Source organism: Pantoea deleyi, assembly GCF_022647325.1.
Taxonomy (GTDB): domain Bacteria; phylum Pseudomonadota; class Gammaproteobacteria; order Enterobacterales; family Enterobacteriaceae; genus Pantoea; species Pantoea deleyi.
This window is the reverse complement of sequence record NZ_CP071405.1, coordinates 3,727,099-3,750,319: the sequence shown is the minus strand read 5'-3', so window position 1 is coordinate 3,750,319 and position 23,221 is coordinate 3,727,099. Positions and strand designations below refer to the sequence as shown.

General features: G+C 56.9%; 22 protein-coding genes. 17 read left to right on the top strand and 5 right to left on the bottom strand.

Annotated features, from left to right (window positions below; all coding sequences use genetic code 11):
• The first annotated feature begins 106 nt into the window (after nt 1-106).
• The 4 genes from J1C59_RS17635 (at nt 107) to J1C59_RS17620 (ending at nt 2,991) form a co-directional block, all read left to right on the top strand.
• Nucleotides 107-475 carry a diacylglycerol kinase gene (locus J1C59_RS17635; RefSeq protein ID WP_128084954.1) on the top strand — a complete coding sequence of 123 codons (369 nt, stop codon included), beginning with the start codon at nt 107-109 and terminating at the stop codon, nt 473-475.
• 105 nt (nt 476-580) lie between these two features.
• Nucleotides 581-1,195, top strand: coding sequence for a transcriptional repressor LexA (lexA, locus tag J1C59_RS17630; protein ID WP_111140194.1), 615 nt, complete (start codon nt 581-583; stop codon nt 1,193-1,195).
• Between the two features lie 100 nt (nt 1,196-1,295).
• Nucleotides 1,296-2,618: an MATE family efflux transporter DinF gene (dinF, locus tag J1C59_RS17625; RefSeq protein WP_128084955.1), complete on the top strand. Its 1,323-nt coding sequence runs from the start codon at nt 1,296-1,298 to the stop codon at nt 2,616-2,618.
• Between the two features lie 160 nt (nt 2,619-2,778).
• Entirely contained in the window at nt 2,779-2,991 is a 213-nt protein-coding gene (locus J1C59_RS17620; protein ID WP_111140196.1) for a CsbD family protein, read from the top strand.
• 53 nt (nt 2,992-3,044) lie between these two features.
• Here J1C59_RS17620 and zur read toward each other — a convergent pair whose 3' ends face one another.
• Nucleotides 3,045-3,566, bottom strand: a complete 522-nt coding sequence (zur, locus tag J1C59_RS17615) for a zinc uptake transcriptional repressor Zur (protein ID WP_128084956.1) — start codon at nt 3,564-3,566, stop codon at nt 3,045-3,047.
• 448 nt (nt 3,567-4,014) lie between these two features.
• On the opposite strand from zur, the gene J1C59_RS17610 reads away from it, so the two are divergent.
• From J1C59_RS17610 to pspG, 3 genes are all read left to right on the top strand, one after another.
• A complete protein-coding gene (locus J1C59_RS17610; protein ID WP_128084957.1) occupies nt 4,015-5,265 on the top strand; it encodes a conjugal transfer protein TraF in 1,251 nt (416 codons plus the stop codon).
• Nucleotides 5,266-5,370: 105 nt separating this feature from the next.
• The gene (gene dusA, locus J1C59_RS17605; RefSeq protein WP_128084958.1) at nt 5,371-6,363 is read left to right on the top strand and encodes a tRNA dihydrouridine(20/20a) synthase DusA; all 993 of its coding nucleotides are present in this window, start codon (nt 5,371-5,373) and stop codon (nt 6,361-6,363) included.
• A gap of 180 nt (nt 6,364-6,543) precedes the next feature.
• A complete protein-coding gene (gene pspG, locus J1C59_RS17600; RefSeq protein WP_128084959.1) occupies nt 6,544-6,810 on the top strand; it encodes an envelope stress response protein PspG in 267 nt (88 codons plus the stop codon).
• A gap of 209 nt (nt 6,811-7,019) precedes the next feature.
• On the opposite strand, the gene J1C59_RS17595 is transcribed toward pspG, so the two are convergent.
• Entirely contained in the window at nt 7,020-8,003 is a 984-nt protein-coding gene (locus J1C59_RS17595) for a quinone oxidoreductase (protein ID WP_128084960.1), read from the bottom strand.
• 96 nt (nt 8,004-8,099) lie between these two features.
• On the opposite strand from J1C59_RS17595, the gene dnaB reads away from it, so the two are divergent.
• From dnaB to J1C59_RS17565, 6 genes are all read left to right on the top strand, one after another.
• Nucleotides 8,100-9,506, top strand: a complete 1,407-nt coding sequence (gene dnaB / locus J1C59_RS17590; protein ID WP_098051787.1) for a replicative DNA helicase — start codon at nt 8,100-8,102, stop codon at nt 9,504-9,506.
• Nucleotides 9,507-9,635: 129 nt separating this feature from the next.
• Entirely contained in the window at nt 9,636-10,115 is a 480-nt protein-coding gene (locus tag J1C59_RS17585) for an Lrp/AsnC family transcriptional regulator (protein ID WP_128084961.1), read from the top strand.
• A gap of 241 nt (nt 10,116-10,356) precedes the next feature.
• On the top strand, nt 10,357-10,971 hold the full coding sequence (locus tag J1C59_RS17580) for a YitT family protein (RefSeq protein ID WP_128084962.1): 615 nt from the start codon (nt 10,357-10,359) through the stop codon (nt 10,969-10,971).
• Nucleotides 10,972-11,010: 39 nt separating this feature from the next.
• Nucleotides 11,011-12,204: an amino acid aminotransferase gene (locus tag J1C59_RS17575; protein ID WP_128084963.1), complete on the top strand. Its 1,194-nt coding sequence runs from the start codon at nt 11,011-11,013 to the stop codon at nt 12,202-12,204.
• A 121-nt stretch (nt 12,205-12,325) separates the two neighbouring features.
• A complete protein-coding gene (locus J1C59_RS17570) occupies nt 12,326-12,748 on the top strand; it encodes a secondary thiamine-phosphate synthase enzyme YjbQ (protein WP_128084964.1) in 423 nt (140 codons plus the stop codon).
• Entirely contained in the window at nt 12,745-13,068 is a 324-nt protein-coding gene (locus tag J1C59_RS17565) for an MmcQ/YjbR family DNA-binding protein (protein WP_111140206.1), read from the top strand. The genes J1C59_RS17570 and J1C59_RS17565 overlap by 4 nt, the downstream gene beginning before the upstream one ends.
• Before the next feature lie 51 nt (nt 13,069-13,119).
• Here J1C59_RS17565 and J1C59_RS17560 read toward each other — a convergent pair whose 3' ends face one another.
• Both J1C59_RS17560 and uvrA read right to left on the bottom strand, forming a co-directional pair.
• Entirely contained in the window at nt 13,120-14,184 is a 1,065-nt protein-coding gene (locus J1C59_RS17560) for an NAD(P)-dependent alcohol dehydrogenase (RefSeq protein ID WP_128084965.1), read from the bottom strand.
• A 230-nt stretch (nt 14,185-14,414) separates the two neighbouring features.
• A complete protein-coding gene (gene uvrA / locus J1C59_RS17555; protein WP_128084966.1) occupies nt 14,415-17,243 on the bottom strand; it encodes an excinuclease ABC subunit UvrA in 2,829 nt (942 codons plus the stop codon).
• Between the two features lie 224 nt (nt 17,244-17,467).
• Here uvrA and ssb1 point away from each other — a divergent pair, with 224 nt between their 5' ends.
• The 3 genes from ssb1 to J1C59_RS17540 all read left to right on the top strand — a co-directional run bounded on the left by ssb1 (nt 17,468) and on the right by J1C59_RS17540 (nt 20,119).
• The gene (ssb1, locus tag J1C59_RS17550) at nt 17,468-17,998 is read left to right on the top strand and encodes a single-stranded DNA-binding protein SSB1 (protein WP_128084967.1); all 531 of its coding nucleotides are present in this window, start codon (nt 17,468-17,470) and stop codon (nt 17,996-17,998) included.
• A 257-nt stretch (nt 17,999-18,255) separates the two neighbouring features.
• On the top strand, nt 18,256-19,083 hold the full coding sequence (locus J1C59_RS17545; protein ID WP_140916826.1) for an AraC family transcriptional regulator: 828 nt from the start codon (nt 18,256-18,258) through the stop codon (nt 19,081-19,083).
• 76 nt (nt 19,084-19,159) lie between these two features.
• Nucleotides 19,160-20,119 carry a DMT family transporter gene (locus J1C59_RS17540; RefSeq protein ID WP_128086674.1) on the top strand — a complete coding sequence of 320 codons (960 nt, stop codon included), beginning with the start codon at nt 19,160-19,162 and terminating at the stop codon, nt 20,117-20,119.
• A gap of 923 nt (nt 20,120-21,042) precedes the next feature.
• On the opposite strand, the gene J1C59_RS17535 is transcribed toward J1C59_RS17540, so the two are convergent.
• Nucleotides 21,043-21,438, bottom strand: a complete 396-nt coding sequence (locus tag J1C59_RS17535; RefSeq protein WP_128086675.1) for a transposase — start codon at nt 21,436-21,438, stop codon at nt 21,043-21,045.
• Between the two features lie 524 nt (nt 21,439-21,962).
• Between J1C59_RS17535 and J1C59_RS17530 the strand changes: the two genes are divergently transcribed.
• Nucleotides 21,963-23,219 carry an oligosaccharide flippase family protein gene (locus tag J1C59_RS17530; RefSeq protein ID WP_111140213.1) on the top strand — a complete coding sequence of 419 codons (1,257 nt, stop codon included), beginning with the start codon at nt 21,963-21,965 and terminating at the stop codon, nt 23,217-23,219.
• The last annotated feature ends 2 nt before the right edge of the window (nt 23,220-23,221 follow it).

The window sequence follows — 23,221 nt, the reverse complement described above, 5'->3', positions numbered from 1 at the left end:
AGCAAAGCGCCGCAAGCATACCAGAAAGTGCAGCGAAGATCTGTGGTGGTGCCAATTGCACGCAGCCCAGACATTGACGTCAATACGATGAAAGGGTTCCCCCATCATGGCAAATAATGCCACCGGACTTATCAGAATAGTTAAAGCCGCAGGTTACTCATGGCAGGGGCTGCGTGCCGCCTGGCAGCATGAAGCGGCATTTCGTCAGGAAGCGCTGGCCGCGCTGGCCGCCATCGTCATCGCCTGCTGGCTGGACGTGGATGTGGTCTCCCGCATCCTGATGATTGGTGTCGTAGTGCTGGTCGTCATTGTCGAAATCCTTAACAGTGCCATTGAAGCGGTGGTCGATCGCATCGGTCAGGAGCATCATCCGCTGGCCGGTCGGGCGAAAGATATGGGATCGGCCGCGGTGCTGATCAGCATTCTACTGGCTCTGTTTGTCTGGATCGCGCTGCTCTGGACACATTTGCGATAAGCGTTCCATATCGCGTCGGAAGCCGCGTTTTGCGGGACAATCGGTTTCCATTTCGCCAATACCTGTATATACTCACAGCGACTGTATAAACAACCAGGGGGCGGGATGAAAGCATTAACCAGCAGGCAGCAGCAGGTCTATGACCTGATTCGCGACCATATTACTTCAACGGGCATGCCGCCTACGCGTGCCGAGATTGCCGCGCAGCTGGGATTCCGTTCGCCGAATGCGGCAGAAGAGCACCTGAAAGCGCTGGCGCGTAAAGGCGTCATCGAGATCGTGTCCGGTGCCTCGCGCGGCATCCGTCTGTTGATGGAAGAAGAAGCCTCAGAAGGCTTACCGCTGATTGGCCGGGTTGCTGCCGGTGAGCCCATCATGGCGCAGGAACATATTGAAACCCACTACAAGGTGGATCCGGGCCTGTTTAAGCCGTCGGCTGACTTCCTGCTGCGCGTCAGCGGAATGTCGATGAAAGACATCGGGATTATGGATGGCGATCTGCTCGCGGTGCATAAAACCCAGGATGTGCGTAATGGTCAGGTCGTCGTGGCGCGCATCGATGATGAAGTCACGGTGAAGCGCTGGAAAAAGCAGGGGGCTATCGTCCATCTGCTGCCTGAGAACAGCGAATTTGACCCGATCGTGGTTGATACCCGTGCTCAGTCGCTGACCATTGAAGGTCTGGCGGTGGGCGTGGTTCGCAACGGCGAGTGGCTCTGATTTCTCTGCCTGCGTGCATTCGCCCTCTCTGATGCTATTCTGTCTGCCCTAATTTTGTCGCGGCCCTCTTTGCGCAGCGACACTGAGCACGGAACGGCGAATGCGCGTTATCACGGCAACCGATAAAAATCTCTGGCGGCTCGCGCTGCCGATGATCCTTTCAAATATCACCGTGCCCTTACTGGGCGTGGTCGATACCGCAGTTATTGGTCATCTCGACAGCCCTGTCTATCTTGGCGGCGTCGCGGTCGGAACCACCGTCACCAGTTTCCTCTTTATGCTGCTGCTTTTTCTGCGGATGAGCACCACCGGTCTCACGGCGCAGGCGCTGGGTGCGGGCGACAAAACGGCGCTGGCGCGGGCGCTGGTTCAGCCGCTGATGATTGCGCTGCTGGCTGGCGTGCTGTTTATCGCCTTACGCTATCCGATTATCCGGCTGGCGACGCAGCTGGTCGGCGGCAGTCCCGAGGTCCTGGCACAGGCGGCGCGATTTATTCAGATCCGCTGGCTCAGCGCGCCGGCCACCCTCGCAAATCTGGTCATTCTGGGCTGGCTGCTGGGCGTGCAGTATGCGCGCGCGCCGGTGATCCTGCTGGTGGCAGGGAATCTGGTGAACATCGTGCTCGATCTCTGGCTGGTCATGGGGCTGCACTGGGGTGTCGCAGGTGCGGCCACCGCCACGGCGCTGGCCGAATACATCACGCTGGGCGTCGGCAGCATCATGGTCTGGCGGGTGCTGAAACTGCACGGCATCACGCCAGCCCTGCTGAAACAGAGCTGGCGCGGCGACAGTGCCCGGCTGCTGCGCCTCAACCGGGATATCATGCTGCGCTCCCTGATGCTGCAGCTCTGTTTCGCGTCGCTGACCGTGCTCGGCGCACGGCTCGGCCCCGATGTGGTCGCGGTTAACGCCGTGTTACTGATGTTCATTACCTTCACCGCCTACGCACTGGATGGCTTCGCCTATGCGGTAGAGGCGTTTGCCGGTGAGGCGCATGGGGCAAAAGATGGCAGTAAACTGCTGCGTGTCTGGCACGCCGCCTGTCGTCAGGCGGTGGCCGTCGCGCTGTTCTTCTCGCTGGTCTATGCGATCGCTGGCCCGCAGATCGTGACGCTGCTGACCTCGCTGACGTCGCTGCAACAGACCGCCGATCGCTACCTGGTCTGGCAGGTCATACTGCCGCTGGCGGGCGTCTGGTGTTATCTGCTGGATGGCATGTTCATCGGCGCCACGCGTGGTCGCGAGATGCGCAACAGCATGGTGATGGCCGCCGCGGGCTACTTCCTGACGCTGCTGAGCGTACCGCTGCTGGGCAACCATGGACTGTGGCTGGCGGTAACCGTTTTTCTGGTGCTGCGCGGCCTGACGCTCTGGCTTATCTGGCGCAGGCACTGGCGTCACAACAGCTGGTTTGAAGCCTGATTCAGTCGTGCTCACAGAGGTATACAGATAATTCTGTATTATTCTGAGTCCCGGAATAAAGCAACTACAATTAACTTCATACGGCGCAGTTAAGTAGCGCTTTGTATCGAGGTTATGACGAGTAGCCAGATAATTAAACCCCGAGGATTGGAGGTCTGCCATGAATAAAGACGAAGCGAGCGGCAACTGGAAGCAGTTCAAAGGCAAGATGAAAGAGAAATGGGGCAAGCTGACCGACGACGATATGCAGGTGATCGAAGGTAAACGCGACCAGCTGGTAGGTAAAATTCAGGAGCGTTACGGCTATGCAAAAGATGAAGCAGAGCGCGAAGTAACGGACTGGGAAACGCACAACAAAGATCACCGCTGGTAATCGACCCTCTGTTCCGGTGAGCCCTCACCGGAACACGCTTCAGGCGCTGACACCTATCCCCGTTTTCCCCGCTTTTTGCCTTCATCCTGATGATCATGTTCGCAGTTTTCATGATGCGTACAGGCTGCCACTTCCGCACAGTTTTTACACAGTCCATGCGCTTCAATCACGCTATGGCGCAGAGCAAACTGCGCTTCCCCCGCCAGCGTCGCGATAATGGTCTCCACACCCTGCGCCTGTTTTTCGGTAACGGCGGCACAGCGATCGCAGACCAGCATCACTGAGGTATGCGCCGGTGCTTCAAAATGGTGACACATCACGTAGCTATTGTTGGACTCCACCCGGTGGATAAAGCCCTGTTCCAGCAGGAAATCGAGCGCCCGGTAAACCGTGGGCGGTTTGGCCTGAGGTTCACTGACCCGCAGCTGGTCCAGCAGATCGTAGGCGCTGATAGAGCCAGGCTGTTCGGCCATCAGGCGCAGCACTTCGGCACGCTGCGACGTCAGACGCACACCGCGCTGCAGGCACATTTTTTCAGCCTGGGTCAGAATTTGCTGCGTCGTCATGGTTGTCATGAAAATCCTCCGCTGGATAAGTGATGTTATTTTATCACAATTGATGGCCAGGTGCTGAAGTGGCTTCTGGCTGAAAAAACAGCATTAATTGCCTGTTAAACCAGCATATTCAGCATGCCGCTCCCCATTTTTAAGCTCGCCGGCGACAAAACAGATCCATTCTGATTCAACCGGAAGAGGATTTTATTGGCATTTTGCTTTGCATCTCACGGAGTTAAGAAGTAATGTTCAGAAAGACTTAAGCAACGTCTGGTATTTTTTGAAATCCCCCGACTCAGTTTGAACAATCACAACATGTTTTTGGTTGGAAAACGTCCAATCCCTTGAATTAAGGCACTGTTTCCTTTGAATTCACAGCAACGACGCGTTAGCCAGCATTCACAATACGGCTAACAAATTATTCAGTCATTGAATGTATTAATGACAATTTTCAGGTGATGGCAGGCAAATGGTGAAAAAATCCGCTCAACGTCCGGCGCTGAAGTACTCCGCTGCGGCGACCGCGCTTTTCCTTTCTTCTTCCGCCATGGCGGCAGGGACCTGGTACGATGCACGTAATGACGCCATGGGTGGCACCGGCGTCGCTTCTTCTCTCTATGGCTCCGCCGTGCTGGCTAACCCGGCACTGATGACGCGTGCCAGACCCGACGATAACGTCAGCATTATTTTTCCGTCAGCCGGTATTCAGGTCACTGACAAGGATGACCTGATTGACAAGGTCGATGATATTACCGCGACCGTAGATCGTTACCGCTCAGTGCTGGGTAACTTTACGCCCGCAGACTATTTACGGGGCTATCCTGAACTGCGTGCGGCCTCGGGCGATGTGGCCAACAGGCTGAGCGATTTGCGCGGCGATAAGGCCAACGGTTCGGCGGGGGTTGCCGTCGCCGTGACGGTTCCGAATGAGACGCTGCCTTTCGCCTTCATTACCAAAGCCTACGGAACCGCGCACGTTCGCGCTAACGTGGTGCAGGGTGATATCGACTATCTGCGCGGCGTGGCCAACGGCACGATACTGCCGCGTCAGGGCGATCAGAACAACCTTCGCTCCAGCGCCAATGGCTTAGCGGCCCTCGTCACTGATTATGGTGTGGCGGTCGCGCATGAGTTCACCATCGCCGGTCAGCCGGTGTCGGTGGGCGTTACGCCGAAAGTGCAGAAAACCTGGCTCTACAACTACACCGCCAGCATCTATAACTACGACAAGAACGACATCAACAACAGCCAGTATCGCAGCACGGATACCGGGTTTAACGTCGATGCCGGTCTGGCGACGACCTTTGCGGAGAACTGGACGCTGGGCGTGACCGGTCAGAACCTGGTGTCGCGCGATCTGCAGACCCGCGAGGTCAATGGTTATCGCGATACCTATCAGATTCGCCCGCTGGTCACTACCGGCCTGGCCTGGGATAAAGGTCCGTTCACCGTGACGGGCGATGTGGATCTGACGGAGACCAGACGCTTCAAAAGTCAGGGAAACAGCCAGTATGTGGCTGCAGGCGCAGAATATCGCGTACTCGACTGGCTGCAGCTGCGTGCCGGTTATCGTGCGGACATGCGGTCCAACGACGAGAATGTGGCGACCGCCGGTTTTGGTCTCTCGCCGTTTAACAACGCCGTCCATCTGGATCTGGCGGGCTCGGTGGGTGCAAACAACACCTGGGGCGCAATGGCGCAGCTGGGTTTCAACTTCTAAGCGCGTTATTCAGGCGGTCCGGGGCGGGGCGATGCACTATCGCCCCGCCTTGTGTTATCCTTGCACAGAATTCCATCACCTTAATTACCGGATTGCCTGTACTTCATGCCTGAATTTTCTTCGCAACGCTTCTCTGTCGCGCCTATGCTCGACTGGACCGATCGCCACTGTCGCTATTTCCACCGTCAGCTGACGGCTGATACGCTGCTCTATACCGAAATGGTTACCACCGGCGCCATCATTCATGGCAAAGGGGATTATCTGGCTTATAGCGAGGCCGAACATCCGGTCGCGTTGCAGCTGGGCGGCAGCGATCCGGCGGCGCTGGCGCACTGCGCGAAGCTGGCAGAGCAGCGCGGCTACGATGAAGTGAACCTGAACGTCGGTTGTCCCTCCGATCGGGTACAGAATGGCCGTTTCGGTGCCTGTCTGATGGCCGAGGCGACGCTGGTCGCCGATGCGGTTAAAGCGATGCGCGATGTGGTGTCGATCCCGGTCACCGTCAAAACGCGGATTGGTATTGATGAGCTGGACAGCTATGCGTTCCTGACCGATTTCATCGGCACGGTCGCGGGGCGCGGCGAGTGCGACACCTTTATTATCCATGCGCGTAAAGCCTGGCTCTCCGGCCTCAGCCCAAAAGAGAATCGCGAGATCCCGCCGCTGGATTATCCGCGCGTCTGGCAGCTGAAACGCGATTTCCCGCATCTGACCCTCGCCCTGAATGGCGGCGTGAAAACGCTGGAAGAGGCGCAGAACCATCTGCAGCACCTCGATGGCGTAATGATGGGCCGCGAAGCCTATCAGAACCCCGGCATTCTGGCGCAGGTCGATCAGACCCTGTTTGGCCGTGAGCATCCGGCGGTGAACCCGGTTGAGGTGGTGCGCGCCATGTACCCTTATATCGAAGCGGAGCTGGCGAAGGGCACCTATCTTGGCCACATTACGCGCCATATGCTGGGGCTGTTCCAGGGCATTCCGGGCGCGCGCCAGTGGCGTCGCCATCTGAGCGAAAATGCGCACAAGCCGGGCGCGGACGTGCGTGTGCTGGAGGCGGCGCTGTCGCTGGTCGCGGATAAAATCCCGCAGGAAGCCTGACCGCTCTTCTGAAGCATAAAAAAACCAGCCCCGAGGCTGGTTTTTTTTACGCCAGGATCTGGTTTTTTTCACCAGCTCTCAGGTGCAGCGTGCCCGTTTAGTGCTGCAAAAACAGCAGGTTATCTGTTGGCACGCTTTTTGTACTGCTTCTGTCAGTGAAGATCAATCAGGAGCACTGACGTGGAAATTTTATTTGTATTGGGGTTTTTCCTGATGCTGTTGCTGACCGGCGTTTCGCTGCTGGGCGTGCTGGCGGCACTGGGGGTGGCAACCCTGGTGATGGTTGTCGGGGGGCTGTTCGCACTTGTTATTAAAGTGTTACCGTGGCTGGTGCTGGCGGTGATCGCCGTCTGGCTGCATCGGGCATTTTCTGGCGACAGTGACGCACGAGCCCGCCGCAGGCTGCGTCGTAAGATCAACAGGTTAGACCGGAAAGGCTGGCGCTAAATGCGGTGACGATCACAGAGTGAGTGATTGTTTAACGCGGATCTGCAATTAAACATATTTTTTACTTATGTTTTCTGGCAGGATGCTGTCGTCAATTCGATGTGCCATCGACTCGACATGAATTCATCGCCGCTGTCCCTACACCAGCGCGAACAAAAAAGAAAAAAAGAAGAGGGCTTCCTGCGGGAAGCCCTTTTTGTTGCTGACGCTTACGGGATTAACAGACAGGAGCCCTGCGTGGCGCGGCTCTCCAGCATCTGATGCGCTCTGCTGGCCTCTTTAAGCGCAAACTTCTGCTGCGCGGGAACCTCCACCTGAATCGCGCCGCTGGCCAGCAGCGAAAAGAGCTCGGCGCTGGCAGTTTCCAGCTCCTGACGGTTGGTGATGTAGCCAAACAGCGAAGGGCGGGTCACAAACAGCGACCCTTTCTTATTGAGGATGCCGAGATCAACGCCGGTCACCGGCCCGGAGGCGTTGCCAAAACTCACCAGCAGGCCATGACGACGCAGCGAATCCAGCGACGCTTCCCAGGTATCCCGGCCGACCGAGTCGTAGACCACGCCCACTTTTTTTCCGTCGGTCAGTTCGCTGACGCGCTGCGCAATGTCCTCTTCGCGATAGTTAATGGTCGCCCAGGCACCGGCCTGTTTCGCCAGCGCGGCTTTCTCTGCGGAACCCACCGTGCCGATCAGGTGCGCGCCCAGCGCTTTGGCCCACTGACAGGCGATCAGGCCGACGCCGCCTGCGGCCGCATGAAACAGGAAGGTTTCGCCGGCGCTGATTTTATGGGTCTGGCGCAGCAGATACTGCGTGGTCAGCCCTTTCAGATAGCTGGCCGCGCCCTGTTCAAAACTGATCGCCTCCGGCAGATGCATCAGGCGATCTTCCGCCACGTTGTGCACTTCGCTGTAGGCACCCATGGACGCCAGGCAATAGACCACGCGGTCGCCGGGCCTGAACAGGGTAACGCCGCGGCCGACCCGTGATACCACGCCCGCGGCTTCCGTTCCCAGGCCAGAGGGAAAGGCGGCCACCGGATAGAGGCCGCTGCGAACATAGGTATCGATGTAGTTGATGCCGATTGCGCGATGCGTTACCTGAACTTCATGATCCGCTGGCTCAGCAGGTGAAAAATCTGTCCACTCTAAAACGTCCGGTCCGCCGTGCGCACTGAACTGAATACGCTTTGCCATTCTGACTCCTGTGATTGTTTCATCATGAGGGTGAGGCACGCCCCTCAACTAAGGTATACTTGCGCGTCCCCACAGAAGATCGGTAATGCATTCACTATGGCAGGAAATAAACCCACCAACAAATCGAACGAAACGCAGGATCGCCAGCTCGCAGGCGTGAAAATGCCCCCGCATTCGCTGGAAGCGGAGCAGTCTGTGCTGGGTGGGTTGATGCTGGATAACGAGCGCTGGGATAACGTCTCTGAGCGCGTCGTCGCGAATGATTTTTTCAACCGTTCGCATCGGCTGATTTTTTCAGAGATGCAGCGGCTGCTGGAAAACAGCAAACCCATCGACCTGATTACGCTCTCTGAATCGCTGGAAACCCGTGGCGAACTGGAGATGGCGGGCGGCTTCGCCTATCTGGCTGAGCTGGCAAAAAACACCCCGAGTGCGGCGAACATCGGTGCCTATGCCGATATCGTGCGCGAACGTGCGGTAGTGCGTGAGATGATCTCCGTCGCCAACCAGATCGCGGATGCGGGTTACGATCCGCAGGGGCGCAACAGCGAGGAGCTGCTCGACTTTGCGGAGTCGAACGTCTTTAAGATCGCGGAAGCGCGCGCAGATAAAGATGCGGGCCCGAAAAATATCGAGCAGATCCTGGAATCGACCGTTTCCCGAATCGAGTCGCTCTATCAGACGCCCCACGACGGTGTCACCGGCGTCGATACGGGGTATCAGGATCTGAATAAAAAGACGGCGGGTCTGCAGGGATCTGACCTGATTATTGTCGCGGCCCGTCCGTCGATGGGTAAAACCACCTTTGCGATGAACCTGTGCGAAAACGCCGCCATGCTGCAGGAAAAACCGGTGCTGATCTTCAGCCTGGAGATGCCCAGCGAGCAGATCATGATGCGTATGCTGGCGTCACTTTCCCGCGTCGATCAAACCCGCATCCGAACCGGCCAGCTCGATGATGAGGACTGGGCGCGCATCTCCGGCACCATGGGTATCCTGCTGGAGAAGAAGAACATGTATATCGATGACTCTTCCGGCCTGACGCCCACCGAAGTGCGCTCCCGCGCCCGGCGCATCTACCGTGAAAACGGCGGATTAAGCCTGATTATGATCGACTACCTGCAGCTGATGCGCGTGCCGTCGCTGTCGGACAACCGTACGCTGGAAATTGCGGAGATCTCCCGCTCGCTGAAGGCGCTGGCGAAAGAGCTGAACGTGCCGGTTGTGGCGCTGTCGCAGCTTAACCGCTCACTGGAACAGCGCGCCGATAAGCGGCCGGTGAACTCGGATCTGCGTGAATCGGGCTCGATCGAGCAGGATGCGGATTTGATCATGTTTATCTATCGCGATGAGGTCTATCACGAAAACAGCGATCTCAAAGGGATCGCCGAGATCATCCTGGGTAAACAGCGTAACGGCCCGATCGGTACGGTGCGCCTGACCTTTAACGGTCAGTGGTCCCGCTTTGATAACTATGCAGGCCCGCAATACGACGACGAATAATCTCCGCACCGGGCTGTCATGCACGATCTGTGCATGACAGCTCCCATCATCGGAAAATAGTGTTGGACAACTTCTCGGGTTATCGGGTTATCTGTAACAAAGCGACGACCATTACGCTGTGGAAACGGAATGACTCACGTAGACGATTACGACCTTAAAATCCTGACCTTATTACAATCTAACGGCCGTCTGACCAATCAGGAACTGAGCGATCTGGTCGGCCTCTCGGCCTCACAATGCTCCCGCCGCCGTATCAATCTGGAACAGGCTAATCTGATCCTGGGCTATCACGCCCGGCTGTCACCCGATGCCATCGGGCTGGGCATGGTGGGACTGATTGAGGTGCGCCTGATTAACCATACGGCGGAGTATGTCGAGAGTTTTCACCGCATGGTGGAGCAGGAGCAGGCGATCGTCGATGCCTATAAAACTACCGGCGATGCGGACTATCTGCTCAAGGTCGCCGTGGCCGATCTCAACGCCCTGAGTGCCCTGATCAGTCAGTTAGTCGCGGGTCATCAGAGCGTATCCCATGTGAAAACCTCGGTGGTGCTGGGCCGTATGAAAGAGAACGGGCTGATGATGATGCCGGAAAGCAGAACGCGCTAAAAAGGTGCGTGTTGTGCGCTTTTGGTGCACACTGGCGGCAAAGCATGCAAACAACGCGCATCATAACGAGGTTTTTCGCATGAACTGACGGTTGCAGACCGCGCTCATGCAAAAAATTCTGTTCTGAAGCCTGTTAGATATCAATGAGATATCGCGGGCAGCCGCGCAGCCGCCGGTGAGTGCGGTGACGATGGTGCGTTTTTTGCATTGGAACCGCATCATTTGCACTGAGACAACCCCCATGGATAACATCGCAGAACCCGCCCGCGTCCCGCATTCGCGCATCGAAGATGCGCTGGCGATGGTGCTGGGCACCCTGATGGTCTCGTTCGGCGTCATTATGCTGAAACAGGCCGGGGCGCTGACCGGCAGCACCGCCGGTATCGCCTTTCTGATCAGTTACCTCTCGCCGCTGTCGTTTGGCGGCGCCTTCTTCCTGATCAACATCCCTTTTTACTGGCTGGCCGTAAAACGCATGGGCTGGGAATTCACCCTGAAAACCTTCTGCGCCGTCGGTCTGGTGTCGCTGTTTTCCCAGCTGCATCCGCTGTTCGTCCACTTTTCCGATCTCAATCCCTTCTATGCGACACTGTTCGGTAACGTCATCATGGGAATCGGGTTTATAGTGTTGTTTCGTCATAAAGCGAGCCTGGGCGGCATCAACATTCTGGCGCTGTGGCTTCAGGACCGCTTTGGGATCCGCGCGGGAAAACTGCAAATGGCGGTGGATACCTGCGTCGTGCTGGCGTCCCTGTTTGTGGTGAGTGGCCCGATTCTGCTCGCCTCGATTGCGGGGGCGGTGATCCTGAATCTGATTATTGCAATGAACCACCGTCCGGGACGCTACCGGGTTTAACCCGTTTTTACCTCTGGACCAATCTTGGAGACCTACACCGTGTTTCAAAACGTTGATGCCTATGCTGGCGATCCGATTCTGTCGTTGATGGAAGCTTTCAAACAAGACCCGCGCGAACACAAAGTTAACCTGAGTATCGGGCTCTATTACAACGAACAGAACATCATCCCGCAGCTGAAGGCCGTGGCGGCTGCCGAAGAGCAGATCTATGCTGAGCCGCATCAGGCATCGCTCTACCTGCCAATGGAAGGGCTGAACAGCTACCGGAGCGCGATTGCACCGCTGCTGTTCGGAGCAGATCATCCGATGTTGCAGGCGGGCCGTATCGCCTCGATTCAGACGCTGGGCGGTTCGGGCGCGCTGAAAGTGGGCGCCGATTTCCTGAAGCGCTATTTCCCGCAGTCCGCCGTCTGGGTCAGCGATCCGACCTGGGAAAACCACATCGCGATCTTCAACGGTGCCGGTTTTGAGGTGAACACTTACCCCTGGTATGACGCAGAAACCCACGGTGTGCGCTTTGATGCCTTCATCAGCACCCTGAAAACCCTGCCAGCCCGCAGCATCGTTCTGTTGCACCCCTGCTGCCATAACCCGACCGGCGCCGACCTGACAGACGCGCAGTGGGATGAAACCATTGAGGTGCTGAAAGCGCAGCAGCTGATTCCTTTCCTGGACATCGCCTATCAGGGCTTTGGTGCCGGTATGCAGCAGGATGCTTATGCGCTGCGCGCCGTCGCGGCGGCCGGTCTGCCTGCGCTGGTGAGTAACTCGTTCTCGAAGATCTTCTCACTTTACGGTGAGCGCGTGGGCGGTCTCTCTATCGTCTGCGACAGCGCCGAAGAGTCAGCGCGCGTGCTGGGCCAGCTCAAAGCGACCGTTCGTCGTAACTACTCCAGCCCGCCGAACTTTGGTGCGCAGGTTGTGGCGCGTGTCCTCAACGATGAGGCACTGAAAGCGAGCTGGCTGGCGGAAGTGGAAGCGATGCGCCTGCGTATCCTCGCGATGCGTGAGTCATTGGTCGAGGTGCTGCGCACCGCGCTGCCGGGCAAAAACTTTGACTACCTGCTGAAGCAGCGCGGCATGTTCAGCTACACCGGCCTGAGCGCGCAGCAGGTCGATCGCCTGCGCAACGAATTTGGCATCTACCTGGTGGGCAGCGGCCGTATGTGCGTCGCCGGTCTTAACAGCAAAAATGTGCATCAGGTGGCAGAGGCCTTCGCCGCCGTCATGTAACGACGCGCCACGCTGTGAAAAAAACCGCCGGGTTCGCGCCGGCGGTTTTTTTATGGGGCAGGGTTTACCTTTGGGCGACATGCTGCACACTTAAACGGGACAATCGTTCAAGGAAACCGTTATGTGGCATCAACAAACCCTCACGCTGAGCGCGAAGCCACGCGGCTTTCATCTGGTCACCGATGAAATTGTCGCATCGCTCTCCGGCCTGCGGGATATCAAAACCGGCCTGCTGCATCTGCTGTTACAGCATACGTCGGCGTCGTTAACCTTAAATGAGAACTGTGACCCGACGGTGCGCAGCGATATGGAGCAGCATTTCATGCGGCACGTGCCGGAAAATGCACCCTATCAGCACGACTATGAAGGACGCGATGACATGCCCGCGCACATCAAATCCTCGACCTTAGGCGTGTCGTTACTCTTACCGGTTCAGCGCGGCCGTCTGGTGCTGGGCACCTGGCAGGGTATCTGGCTGGGCGAGCATCGCATTGATGGCGGTGCCAGGCGAATTGTCGCGACGTTACAGGGGGAATCGTCATGAATAACTCAGACTTACTGACCTATTGTATGAGCAAACCGGGCGCGGAGCAGAGCGTCCACAGCGACTGGAAAGCGACACAAATCAAGAGCAACGGTGTGCTGTTTGCGATGGTGCACGAGGCCAAAGGGCGGCCCGCGATATCGCTGAAATCGACGCCGGCGCTGGCCGAGTTACTGCGCGAAGAGCACAGCGACATTATTCCCAGCGAGCACCTGAATAAGTCCCACTGGAGCACGCTGTTTCTCGACGGCTCGCTGAAAGATTCGCAGATCTACTATCTGATCGACGCCTCCTGGCAGCAGGTGGCGGCGGGGCGGTAGACCGCAAAAAAAAACCCTCTTACCTGAGCAAGAGGGTTTAGCGCAGGAGGATTATGCGGCAGGCTGTTCGCGCAGCGTGTTGATGTCGATAACAAAGCGGTACTTCACGTCGCTTTTCAGCATGCGTTCGTAGGCGTCGTTAATCTGGTCCATCGCGATCAGTTCAATGTCTGAGGTGATGTTGTGCTGACCACAGAAATCGAGCATCTCCTGCGTTTCCGCGATGCCGCCGATTAGTGAACCGGCAATGCTGCGGCGTTTGAAGATCAGGTTAAACACCTGAGGCGCCGGGTGATCGTGCTCCGGCGCACCGACCAGCGTCATGTTGCCATCCAGCTTCAGCAGGGTGATGAACGGGTTGAGATCGTGCTGCGCCGCCACGGTGTTGAGAATAAAGTCGAAGCTGTTGGCATGCTGCGCCATCTGCGCCGGATCTTTAGAGATCACGACTTTATCGGCACCCAGACGTTTGCCATCTTCGATTTTAGATTCCGAGGTGGTAAACAGCACCACATGCGCGCCCATTGCGTGGGCAATCTTCACGCCCATGTGGCCCAGACCGCCTAACCCGACGATGCCCACTTTTTTGCCCGGGCCAACGTTCCAGTGGCGCAGCGGAGAGTAGGTGGTGATACCGGCGCACAGCAGCGGTGCGACGCCCGCCAGCTCCAGGTTCTCGGGAATGCGCAGCACAAAGCTCTCATCCACCACCATTGACGTGGAGTAACCGCCGTAGGTGATCACGCCGGTTTCGCGATCTTCACCGTTGTAGGTGCCGACGAACCCGTTTTCGCAATACTGCTCCAGCCCCTGCTGACAGCTCGGACAGCTGCGGCAGGAGTCCACCATACAGCCCACGCCAACCAGATCGCCGACTTTATATTTCTGCGTCTGCGGGCCAACGGCGGTCACGCGACCGACAATTTCATGACCCGGCACGACAGGGAAAATCGTGTTTTTCCACTCATTACGGGCCTGATGCAGGTCTGAATGGCAAACGCCACAGAACAGCACCTCAAGCTGGACGTCATGGTCGCGCAGCTCACGCGGCTTGAAATCGAACGGTGCCAGTTTGGATTTTGCATCCTGAGCAGCATACGCATGCGTAATATTCATGGTGTCTCCAGTTTCGATGTGTCGTGAGTTTTTCTGATGAAGTGCAGCCCTCTGAACAGGTTGCAAAAACAGGGCGACGCAGGGCGTGCCAAAGAGGAACCGCTTAAGGATAGTCAGCGTGGTGAAAAGCGTATATGCCTATACATGTCTGAATCTTGCCTGATCCTGCATTTTTCTGGCTGAATCGGCAGGGGTCATAAAAAGGCCCGCACACGGCGGGCCTGAGGGGATTACTTCTGTAACAGCGGCTTGAGGAAGCGCGCCGTATGGGATTTCTCACACTCCGCGACGGTCTCTGGCGTGCCCGCCACCAGGATTTCACCGCCGCCGCTGCCCCCTTCCGGGCCGAGATCGACAATCCAGTCGGCGGTTTTCACCACGTCGAGGTTGTGCTCAATCACCACGATGGTGTTGCCCTGATCGCGCAGCTGATGCAGCACTTCCAGCAGCTGCTGGATATCGGCAAAGTGCAGACCGGTGGTTGGCTCATCCAGAATGTAGAGCGTCTGGCCGGTGCCACGCTTGGAAAGCTCACGCGCCAGTTTCACACGCTGCGCTTCACCGCCGGAGAGCGTCGTCGCCGACTGGCCGAGACGGATATAGGAGAGACCCACATCCATCAGCGTCTGCAGCTTACGCGCCAGCGCCGGCACCGCATCGAAGAACTCACGCGCCTCTTCGATGGTCATCTCCAGCACTTCGTGAATGCTCTTGCCCTTGTACTTCACTTCCAGCGTTTCGCGGTTGTAGCGTTTGCCTTTGCACTGGTCGCACGGCACATAGATATCCGGCAGGAAGTGCATCTCGACTTTCAGCACGCCGTCGCCCTGACAGGCCTCACAGCGTCCGCCGCGCACGTTGAAGCTGAAGCGGCCCGGGTTATAGCCACGCGAACGCGCTTCCGGCACGCCGGCAAAGAGTTCACGCACTGGCGTAAAGATGCCGGTGTAGGTGGCCGGGTTAGAACGCGGAGTTCGACCGATCGGGCTCTGGTCGATGTCGATCACCTTGTCGAAGTGCTCCAGACCCGCCACATCGCGGTAGGGCGCCGGTTCCGCGATGGTCGCGCCGTTCAGCGCCCGCTGGGCAATCGGGAACAGCGTGTCGTTGATCAGCGTCGATTTACCGGAGCCGGAGACGCCGGTGATGCAGGTGAAGAGTCCGACCGGCAGCGTCAGCGTGACATCCTTGAGGTTGTTGCCGCGCGCGCCGGTAATCTTCAGCACCTTCGCCGGATCGCCTTTGACGCGCGCTTCCGGCACCGCAATCTCACGCTTGCCGCTCAGGAACTGGCCGGTCAGCGACGCTTCCTGCGCCATGATCTCATCCACGGTGCCTTCCGCAACGACCTGACCACCATGCACACCGGCACCCGGGCCGATGTCGATCACATGGTCAGCGGCACGGATCGCATCTTCGTCGTGCTCAACCACGATCACCGTGTTACCGAGATCGCGCAGGTGAATCAGGGTGCCGAGCAGACGTTCGTTGTCGCGCTGGTGCAGGCCGATAGAAGGCTCATCCAGCACATACATCACGCCGACCAGCCCGGCACCGATCTGGCTCGCCAGACGGATACGCTGCGCTTCACCGCCGGACAGGGTCTCGGCAGAACGTGACATCGAAAGATAGTTCAGGCCGACGTTCACCAGGAAGCTCAGGCGATCGCCAATCTCTTTCAGGACTTTCTCGGCGATCTGCGCACGCTGGCCGCTGAGTTTCAGATTTCCAAAGAAGGACATCGCATGCCCGATGCTCATCTCCGAGATGGTCGGCAGCGTGGTGTTCTCGACATAGACGTGACGGGCTTCGCGACGCAGACGGGTGCCTTCACAGCTGGCACAGGCGCGGTTGCTGATGAATTTCGCCAGCTCTTCGCGCACCGCAGAGGATTCGGTCTCTTTGTAGCGGCGCTCCATATTGTTGAGCACGCCCTCAAACGGATGGCGGCGCACTGAAGTGTCACCGCGATCGTTGATGTACTTAAATTCGATGTTCTCTTTACCTGACCCATACAGAATCACCTTCTGTACGTTGTCGGGCAGGCTGCCGAACGCGGCTTCAATGTCGAAGCTGAGGTGGTCCGCCAGCGAACGCAGCATCTGGAAGTAGTAGAAGTTGCGGCGATCCCAGCCGCGGATAGCGCCGCCCGCCAGCGAAAGCTCCGGATTCTGCACCACACGATCGGGATCGAAATATTGCTGCACGCCCAGGCCGTCACAGGTCGGGCAGGCACCGGCCGGGTTGTTGAACGAGAAGAGGCGCGGCTCCAGTTCGCTCATGCTGTAACCACAGACCGGACAGGCGAAGTTAGCCGAGAAGAGCAGCTCTTCGGCGTCGGCATCATCCATATCCGCGACAATCGCCGTGCCGCCCGAAAGCTCCAGCGTGGTTTCAAACGATTCCGCCAGGCGGGTCGACAGGTCGTCGCGCACTTTAAAGCGGTCAATCACCACTTCGATGGTGTGTTTCTTCTGCAGTTCCAGCTTTGGTGGATCGGAGAGGTCGCACACTTCACCATCGATGCGCGCGCGGATATAGCCCTGCGCCGCCAGGTTCTCCAGCGTTTTGGTGTGTTCGCCCTTGCGATCTTTAATCACCGGCGCCAGCAGCATCAGGCGACGGCCTTCCGGCTGCGAGAGCACCTGATCGACCATCTGGCTGACGGTCTGCGCCGCCAGCGGCACATCATGATCCGGGCAGCGCGGTTCGCCCACGCGGGCAAACAGCAGACGCAGGTAGTCATGGATCTCGGTGATGGTTCCCACCGTAGAACGCGGGTTGTGCGACGTGGATTTCTGTTCGATAGAGATGGCGGGCGACAAACCTTCGATGTGATCGACGTCCGGCTTCTCCATTAACGAAAGAAACTGGCGCGCATACGCAGAGAGCGACTCTACATAGCGGCGCTGACCTTCCGCATACAGCGTATCAAACGCCAGTGAGGATTTACCGGAGCCTGACAGGCCGGTCACCACAATGAGTTTGTCGCGTGGGATGGTCAGGTTAATGTTTTTCAAATTATGGGTGCGGGCACCACGAACTTCGATCTTATCCATTCACCTTTCCCGGATTAGCAGCACTCACCGCGCCTTGCCGACACGGCCAGAATAAACGTGTCATTATGGCACAAAAAATAGACTGAATAAATATCCAGTACTCTGTGGTCCGGGCGGCGGGCAGATTAAAACTGGAACCCCGCTCTAAAGTGGGAAACAGTGCGCAGGACGTGTTAGAATTGATGGATTAGACTGTATGCATTAACTCATCGGGAGACAGCAACATGGCCAGTCGTGGCGTTAACAAAGTGATTCTTGTCGGGAATCTGGGTCAGGATCCGGAAGTACGTTATATGCCCAATGGCGGCGCGGTTGCGAACATTACGCTGGCGACGTCTGAGAGCTGGCGTGACAAGCAGACCGGTGAAAACAAAGAGATCACCGAGTGGCACCGTGTGGTGCTGTTTGGCAAGCTGGCCGAAGTCGCGGGCGAATACCTGAAAAAGGGATCGCAGGTTTACATCGAAGGCCAGCTGCGTACCCGTAAATGGCAGGATCAGGGTGGCCAGGAGCGTTACACCACAGAAGTGGTCGTGAACGTCGGTGGCACCATGCAGATGCTGGGTGGCCGTCAGCAGGGCGGCAACGGCGGTGGCAACAACAACGGCTGGGGTCAGCCGCAGCAGCCGCAGGGCAACAACAACCAGTTCAGCGGCGGCGCGCAGTCCCGTCCGCAGCAGCAGCAGCCACAGAGTGCGCCTGCCAGCAACAACAATGAACCGCCAATGGATTTCGACGACGATATTCCGTTCTGATTCTGCTGGCAGAAAAAGTGCCGAAAAGCCCGCGATGCGGGCTTTTTTTATGCGCGGTGTCCATGTTCCCGCACCGATCGCACTGCCGGTACCGCGTCCCTGCGCGGCACGTTACCGGACAGCCGCAAAGGCGAGCACACCTCATACTCTGAATACGTCTGCTGTGCCGTCGGCGCACAGTGAATCGCAATCTTTTGCATTTTGCCCCCGGTCGCAGGCATTCTGAAGGTCACATCGGTTGAGAGAAGGAGTTAAAGGTGGAAGGTGTTCCGGCGAGTTTCCCCTATGAAAAAGACCGCGCCTGTTTCCAGCAGCCTGCTGGCCTGCCCGGTGTGGAACTCTATCAGGCTCACATCTCCCGTTACGCTTTTGAACCCCACACCCATGAAGCCTTTGGGATCGGCACCATCGAAGCGGGCGCGCAGCGTTTTCGCTATCGCGGAACCCAGTATACGGCGCCGGTTAACTCGCTGGTGACGATGAACCCGGATGAGCTGCACACCGGCGAGTCGGCGTGCGACGAGGGGTGGCGCTATCAGATGATCTATATTCAGCCGCAGCTGATGGATGAACTGACCGGCGATCGCGGCTGGTGGTTTAACGAGGCGCTGCTGACCGATCCGCGCGTGGCGCAGCCGCTTTCCCGCACGCTGGCCGCCCTCTGGCAGGCGGAGTCTGACCTGGCGCGTCACGGCCTGCTCGCGGAACTGCTGCTGCAGATCCGTCCGCTGGCTCGCATGGCCTCGCCGGGCCGGGAAGAAACCGGCCATCGCTTTGACCGGGTCCGGGATTATCTGCGTGCGAACCTCGCCGAGCCGGTACGGCTGGATGAGCTGGCGGCGCTGGCATCCCTGTCACCGTGGCACTTCTTACGCGCTTTTCGCCAGCACTATCACGTCACGCCGCATCAGATGCTGATGGCGTTCCGGCTTTACGACGCCAAACAGCGACTGGCGCGGGGCGAACCGGCCGCCAGCGTCGCGGCGGCGGTCGGGCTGACCGATCAGGCCCATCTGACCCGCGCCTTTGCCCACCGTTATGGCATCACGCCGGGACGCTATCAGAAACAGGTCCGCCAGCCCTGAAACAAGCGCAATCTGCTACAAGCATTGCCCGCCCGAACCCGCCACACTGGCCGAAAACGTCATACAGGAAAAAATCATGTTTGCTGGCGTCATCTTTGCCATCACTGCCGGGCTGATGTGGGGGCTGATCTTTGTCGGGCCGCTGCTGGTGCCTGATTACCCCGGCGCGCTGCAATCGGCAGGGCGCTATGTCGCCTTTGGCCTGATCGCCCTGCCGCTGGCCTGGCACGATCGTCGCCGCCTGCGTCAGCTGCAACGCGCGGACTGGCGCGAGGCCATTAAGCTCTCGCTGGTGGGAAACCTCTTCTATTATGCTTTTCTGGCGAACGCCATTCAGCGGACCGGCGGACCGGTCTCCACCATGATCATCGGCACGCTGCCGGTGGTGATCGCCGTCACGGCCAATCTCTGTTACGGCCACCTCGAAGGGCGGCTCTCGTGGCGGCGGCTGTTCCCGGCGCTGATTATGATGGCCACCGGGCTGCTCTGCGTTAACGCGGCGGAGCTGCAGAATCAGGGCACGAGACTGGATCTCAGCCGTTACCTCACCGGCATAGTGCTGGCGCTGCTGGCTGTGGTCTGCTGGACCTGGTATCCGCTGCGCAACGCCCGCTGGCTGCGGACGCATCCCGAACTGCGGCCCTCGACCTGGGCCACCGCGCAGGGGATGGTGACGCTGCCGATGGCGCTGGTGATGTATCTGCTGGTCAGCGTGCAGATCGCCTGGCAGCAGCCCGCGTTTTCCCTGCCGTTCGGGCCACGGCCTGCCGTGTTTATCACCCTGATGCTGGCGATTGGCCTGCTCTGTTCCTGGCTCGGCACCCTGTGCTGGAACGCGGCCAGCCAGCGGCTGCCCACCGTTCTGATGGGGCCGCTGATCGTTTTCGAAATCCTCTTCGGCCTGTTATGGACGTTTCTCTGGTATCAACGCTGGCCGCCGCAGCTCACCGTCACGGGGATTCTCTGTCTGATGGCGGGCGTAATCTGGGCCATGCGTATCAAACCTCAGCCGCGGGTGGTGTCGGTGAACGACTAACCCCCACGCGAAACAGCAGGTGATTGCCGCGCAGAGACGACTCTGCGCGGCTTTTTAAGATTAAGCCCTATGCCGATTTGCTCGCTCTCCGGCAGATTTATGCCGCGAAATCGTTTTCATACGGTGCTGCACCCAGGCGATTCCCCGCGCTTCCCCTGGTTATCCCCCCTTAACCCGTGAAAAAAAGCCTCTTACACCCGTCTCTCCCCCGATCTTTTCGCACTGAAAAGGGATTCACTGTTCAGATATCGGTCATTAATCAGGGAAAAAGGGACAACATTATGGACGTTACGTTTTTATCCACGGCTTTTTATTGTGGTCTGGCCCTGAGAAAAGCGGGTTAAAAACCACGATTAACTTCACTCAGTGATAAAGGAGTAAGACAATTCCGCCGCTGCGTTAATAAATAAATATTAATCTCTGGCATCAATGATGCGCAATGAAGAGAAGCAGGCGTAAGACAGATAACGTTAGTGTTAAGGAGCAATAAACTATTTATCCTGGATTATTCCTGGTCCTGGCAGAGGCAATTAACGCACTGCACGACAATTAAAGCGAAGCCGAAAGATTTTCGTCAGGACCATTGTTAACTTAAAAAGGTGTGATGATTTTTTGGCCGATGTTTAAAGTGGCTTAATCATATTCAGCGTGTTTAGTTCCGGGGATTAGCAGGGCTTATCAGATAACGAGAGGGCCCGGCCCCGCTGTTAACGGGGCCGGGAGGAGGAGAAAAGGCGTGGAATGCGAGACTTTTGCTGTTGTGAATCAATTTTACCGCAAAAAAAGAAGCTTAGCCGTGAAGCCATTCATTAGTTATAAATGGAGCGGAAAAGGGTGCCGCAATTGTCCTGTTAAATGATCTTCATCTCTTCTGGTAAGAACAAATCTCAGCGTTAAGTCTAAAAAGCGCGGTAGCATTGGGTTCAGCGGTTCTCCGTGCCTGACGGATAGTGGTAGACGCTGCGGCTGATATCTAATAAGCGGCAGCTGCGGCGGGTGCCGATGTCGAAAGTACTCTGCAGGAAATCCACAGCCTGACGTTTTTCGTTCGTCGTAAAGAAGTGCTTCAGCACGCTCTGCAGCATCTCTTTGTCAGAGTTGAGGGTCTGCAGTTCGCGTGTGATGTTCTGCAGTTTTTCTTCCAGATCCTTGATTTTTCTGCCTTCTTCCGAAGACAACCCAGAAAACTTCTTCTTCCAGCTGTAGAACGTGGCTTCAGAGATGCCTAACTCTTCACAGATTTCCCTGACTTTCACGCCCGATTCAGAAGCTTTAATGGCATTTGTGATTTGATCTTCGCTGTATCGTGACTTTCTCATAAATGCTCTTACCTTTCTTATCGATTAATGGATGAGAATGACTTTAATAATTTCTGGCACTGTAAGATTCTATTAAGGCAGTATTAAAGTGCGCGAGTTGAATTGCGAAGCCTAAATTAAGATATTTGGAATAAATATCATCATGGGATAAATCTTATTTTATTCTTATCGGCCAGGCGTGCCTTCCTGGAGGCGGGTTTTTGTTATAAATTCATCGCATCCAAATTACGAAAAAATTCTACGTACATTGGATATTTAGCCGGATCGACATGATTAATTTGCTGATAAGGCTCTTTAAGGTTGTTTTATTTTCAGCCTGAAATCGTTTCCATTTGAAGTGATTCGCGCCATTTATAATAAGAATTATCCTGAATTCACTCTCCGGAATATGATTTACTTCTCACTTTTCGGACCAGTTTGGTCTGAAGTCTTACATTTCCGCCAGGCCCACTGAGCGCTTATTAATTCGTTACAGGGATGTTGTACCGAAGCGGTTGTAGTTGAGTAATACTAAGGAAGAGTCGATGAAATTGAGCGTAATGTCGAATGCCGCCTGGATGATGTCTGAAAAGATCATCTCCGTTTTTGGCGTCATTTTTGTGACGTCTTACGTGGCGAAATCCTTTGGCCCGACGGTGTTCGGCCAGATGGCGTTTTCTACTTCACTATTTGCAATGGTGCAGACCGTTGCAATCTTTGGCACCGAAACCATTCTGTTCAAGCGCGTCAGCAAAAATGCGGCCAAAGGGCTGCGTCTGATGACCATCGCCCGCACGCTGCGGATGGTGCTGTTGCTGGCGACATCGGTGCCAGTCTTAATCTGGGTCTGGTACAACATGCAGGAAAACTTCCTGGCATTTGCACTGGCCTCATTTGTGGCCTCGGTGTTTGTTACCCAGGACACCTTCAGCGTCTATAACAACGCCCGGCTTGCCTCGCGCCTGAACACGATCGCCAACGCCGTGGGGATGCTGCTGAGTTTCGCCATCAGCTTCACCATCGCCTGGCTGCGTCTGAATCCGCTCTGGCTGACGCTGTCAATCGTGGCCGTGACGCTGGTGCCTTACCTGATTAAACGCCGCAACTTCTATCAGGAGCATCAGGATCAGATGCCGCCGCGCGAGAAGCGCACCGCCTATCTGCGCTATCTGATGTATGCCGGACTGCCGCTGGCGATCTCCAGCATCTTTATCTCTGTGCAGGTTAAAGCCGCTCAGATGTTCCTGGCCGGCACCGCACCTGCGCGCGATCTGGGCCTGTTTGCGGCGGCGAATACCATTTCCGCCTCCTGGATTTTTATCCCGGTGGCGCTTATCACCTCCTGCTTCACTGAAATTTTCAGGGAGCGCGGCGAGGTCGCCATTAAGCTGGCTGCCCGGCTCAATGGCTATGTTATGGCTGTCTCCCTGTTGATGTTGCTGGTTATTTCGCTTTACGGCGAGCGGATCATCATTGCGTTGTACGGGCCGGAATACACACAGTCAGGAAGTCTCATTACGTTGCTGTCGATAGCGACCAGCTTTTCGGCAATGGGGACGGTAGCGTATCGCTACATGGTTAAAGAGGGAGGATTCAACTACCTGCTGAGGAAAATCATCTGCCTTATGGTCATCAGTCTGCCGCTTTCGTGGTGGTTGATTCAGGGCCACGGCATCATGGGGGCCGCGTGGAGCGTTTTCCTTTCAGAGCTTTTGTCCCTGACCGTAATGAATTACTTCTTTAAAAACGGCGTCATTCAAAAGATTCAGGTTTCCTCACTCAACTACAAAACCTACAAATGAGG